Below are 3091 nucleotides of genomic sequence, written 5' to 3' on the forward strand. Positions count from 1 at the left end.
GGTTACAACCCGCGCAAAAAGATGCGCGGTTTTCCACCTCTCGTCCGGCGGTATTTTGGAACCGGCCTCAGGCTCTTAATTCACAACCTGACTGATTTTGAAATCTAAAAACTGTCTGCCCTTGAATTTAAGATGCTGCGGGCGTTTCAGAAAGCTTGCTGAATGAGAGGTTGCAGACCTAAGGCTGCAATCCCGAAATGAAGGTACCGCGCAGCGGCAAGATTTCCAGCCTGTCGCGGTGGTTGCTGAAACATAGTGTCTAGCGATAGCGCGCAGTGTAAGAGCCCGGGATTCTCAAGGGGTGCGGCGACAGGCGCCCCTTGAGGCCAGTTTGGGTGGCAACCCAAGGTGTTGACCTTAAGGGCCAGCTTGGGTGCCGGACCCAAAAAATCACCGTTTCTGAATATACGTCAGCGCCAGCGCCACTGCCAGCACCAGCCCTTTGATGATATCCATCGCATAATAGGGTACTGACAACATGACCAGCCCGTTCGACAGCACGCCCAGGATCACCGCACCAAGCAGTGTGCCGAGCGCATTAGGTTTACCGGAACCTGCCAGCGAAAAACCGATATACGCGGCGGCAACGGCGTCCATCAGATAGCCGCCACCGGCGTTGACCTGCGAGGAGCCGATGCGCGAAGCCAGCAAAATCCCGCCTGCACCGGCAAGTACCGATGACATGACATACGCGATAACCCGATAACGGGCGGTGCGGATCCCCGCCAGGCGTGCCGCCAGCGGGTTGCCGCCGATGGCGTACATGCGGCGTCCATGTTTGGTCAGCGACATAAACAGTTGTACCGCAAGGGTGACGACGGCCATCACGATCACGATCACCGGCACCTGGCCGAGCAGGCTGAACACCGCAGGCACTGTGCCTTCGGCCATATCACCGCTTGGCAATAACATGTTTTCAGTGATGGAACCGCCATAGCTGTAGGTCATTGCCGCACCCTGGATCACGAACAGACTGGCGAGCGTCGCCAGCATGTCAGGAATTTTCAGGATGACGATCAGAAAGGCATTGAACAGTCCGACCAGCGTACACAACGCCAGCGTGATAAGTATCGCTTCGGTGGTGCCGAAACCGTGCCAGACGAACATTGAAATCACCAGCGCATTGGCGAGCGACGCCGTTGAGCCGACCGATAAATCGAAGCCGCCGACCGCAAGGGAAATCGATACGCCGATGGCTATGACTGTCACGATAGCAATTGAACGCAGAATGTTGATGATGTTCGACGGTTCGAGGAAATTATCTGACGCCAGACCAAACGCGGCGATCAGTAATACCACGGTCAGCAACATGCCCCATTTATACAAAAACTCGAAAAGTTGATGACGCCACGGCTGGCGGGCATCGGGCACATTTTCTTTACTCACCACGGCTTTGTTCACGCGGGTATTCCTCCGGTTGAATAGACTAATAACGTTTCTTCGTCGATGTCTGCGGCGTTCAGTTCGGCGACGATACGGCCGTCCCATAACACCAGAATGCGGTCGCACAAACCGACCAGTTCGACGAACTCACCGGACGCATAAATAATGCCTTTTCCCTGTTGCGCCAGGCCGTCGATCAACCTGAACACATCCGTTTTGGCCTTGATGTCTACGCCTTTGGTCGGTTCGTCGAAGATCAGCACCTGACTCTCACTGCGCAGCCATTTTCCGATGGCGACCTTTTGCTGGTTGCCACCGGAAAGCCGTGCCAGCTTTTGCATCGGCCCGGAGGCGCGAATGCCTAAGCGGCCGATAATGTCTTTCGCCCACGACAGCGACTGACGCGTACTGAAAATACTCCAGCGCGAAAACGTATCGTCAGCGGTCACACTCAGGTTCATCGGGATATCTTCGTCAATGAAAATCCCTTCCTTGCGCCGTTCTTCCGGCACTAACGCCAGTCCCTGTTCCACGGACAGGTGCGGCTCCTTTGGCTTCCACGGTTTGCCATTCAGCTCACCACTGTCGATCTGGCTCGGCGTCGCGCCGAACAGCGCTTTGCAAAGTTCGGTTTTTCCGGCCCCGGCCAGCCCGGCGATCCCGAGTATTTCTCCCCGATGCAGACGCAGTGAAATATCGCGCAGTTTGTCTTTATCGTGCATCCCGCGGATGCTTAGCAGGGTTTCACCGCTGTGAGGCGGGCGGCGGGGCGGATAAATATCGTCGAGCTGATGACCAATCATTTTCTCGATAATGTGTTCATTGCTCAGACCGTCCATGCTGTCATCGCTGACCAGACGCCCGTCGCGCAGCACTGTCATGCGGTCGCAGATGTCGCGCAGCTCATGGATGCGGTGTGAGATAAATACGATCGCCATTCCGGCGGCTTTCAGCTTGCGCACCAGCGCGAACAGTCGTGCACTTTCCGCCTGATCCAGCGGCGCAGTCGGTTCATCGAGGATCAGAAAACGGCACTTATGCGATAACGCACGCGCCAGCAGAATCAGTTGCTTCTCAGCCAGCGTGCAGCTTTCGATCCGCGCCCGCAGGCTGATGTTCAGCCCGAGTTGTTCGGTCAGCAACTGCGCCTGATGGTATAGCTGCGACCAGTTGTGCAAATGGCCCGGCTCCGAAAGCCGGTCCAGCATAATGTTTTCAGCGACGTTGAGCGTTGGCACCAGAGCAACATCGACTTCCTGCTGTACCAGATGGATCCCGTGCTGGCGGGCATGATGCGGCAGGCGGATATTGACTGCTTCGCCGTCAATATTTATCTGCCCGGTGTAATGATCATGCGTACCGGAAAGCACGGCCATCAGCGTCGATTTTCCCGCGCCATTCGCCCCGACCAATGCATGTACGGAGCCGCCTTCCAGTGTGAAATCCACCTGGCGCAGGGCAGGGAAACCGGCAAATGAAATCGAGATATTACGCATCTCAAGAAGGGAGGAAGTCACTGGGCGTTGGGCCTTATTAATAGACGGATGGGTATTTAGACGTTTAGCCGTCTAAGACTCACAGTAGCAGAGTTTTAACATATCAGGGAATTTAAGCAACAAAATAAAAGTGATAACTAAGAGCGAAAAGATCTAAAGTCTTCAGCGGAAACTCGATCGACTCCCTCACCTGCGAAGGGGAGGGTCGGGGT

Annotated in this window: 2 protein-coding genes; both read right to left on the bottom strand. The window is 55.5% G+C overall.

The features are described from left to right. Positions 1–390: 390 nt before the first annotated feature. Positions 391–1386, bottom strand: coding sequence for an ABC transporter permease (locus J1785_RS02065; RefSeq protein ID WP_129952144.1), 996 nt, complete (start codon positions 1384–1386; stop codon positions 391–393). An 11-nt stretch (positions 1387–1397) separates the two neighbouring features. Further along, the gene (locus tag J1785_RS02070; protein ID WP_217218695.1) at positions 1398–2879 is read right to left on the bottom strand and encodes a sugar ABC transporter ATP-binding protein; all 1482 of its coding nucleotides are present in this window, start codon (positions 2877–2879) and stop codon (positions 1398–1400) included. Positions 2880–3091: the final 212 nt, after the last annotated feature.

Origin of the sequence: Rahnella perminowiae, from assembly GCF_019049755.1 — a bacterium.
Lineage (GTDB): Bacteria > Pseudomonadota > Gammaproteobacteria > Enterobacterales > Enterobacteriaceae > Rahnella > Rahnella perminowiae.